The organism is Ralstonia sp. VS2407, assembly GCF_052950655.1.
Genome location: NZ_JBRFVG010000059.1, coordinates 1 through 700, shown reverse-complemented (window position 1 = coordinate 700; position 700 = coordinate 1). Strand labels below are relative to the sequence as shown.

2 protein-coding genes are annotated in these 700 nt (G+C 61.3%); both read right to left on the bottom strand.

Features of this window, described 5'->3' with window-relative positions; all coding sequences use genetic code 11:
* On the bottom strand, positions 1-272 hold a 272-nt coding region (locus tag ACU8YE_RS23800; RefSeq protein ID WP_446929795.1), incomplete at its 3' end, for a BatA domain-containing protein.
* Positions 269-700, bottom strand: a 432-nt coding sequence (locus tag ACU8YE_RS23795) for a DUF58 domain-containing protein (RefSeq protein ID WP_446929793.1), incomplete at its 5' end; no start/stop codon positions are given. The genes ACU8YE_RS23800 and ACU8YE_RS23795, both read right to left, overlap by 4 nt.

Here is a 700-nt window from a genome sequence, read left to right as displayed (position 1 = left end):
CGCGGCACCTGTTCGATACCCATCGGCCGAGCCCATGCAACAGTGGTAGTTGCCACGCATAGCAAAGCAGCAGCAACGGCGATGTGCCTCTTCCACTGCGGCTGCTTACTCATCACCGCGCCAAGGATGGCGGTATTGGTAAATCTCATCGCCGTAGATCGGCTGCGATGCGACGCCCAGATGTAGAAGACCAGCAGCACCGGGACGAGCAGCAACAGCCAGGGCACCCACGGCGACTTGACCTCAGGTAGGCCGAGAAAGAGCGGCGTCACTTGGTCACCCCCTGAGGCGGCTGATGCAAGATTGCAGCAGTGCGCCGGTATCCGAGGACGAAGCGTGCGATATCGGTAACCCAGTCGGAGTCGGTGCGCAGCTGTAGGTGTCCTGCCCCCGCACGTCGGATAGCCGCCGAGATACGCTCGCGCTGGGCGCGGGAGGCAGCGTTCATCCGCTCGCGGGTGGCCTTGTCAGCGGTATTGACATAGTGGGCGAAAGACGTTTCTGGGTCTCGGACCATGACGTCACCCACGTCGGGAAAGTCCAGCTCAGCAGCGTCAACAACTTCGATGCACAGCACCTGGTTTCGCACCGACAACCGACGTAGGGACCGTTCCCACTCCGGGCGATCATTGGGATTCAGAACATCGTCACCGGGAGAAAGGAAGTCAGAAACGACGACCTTCATACCGCGACGCCTCCC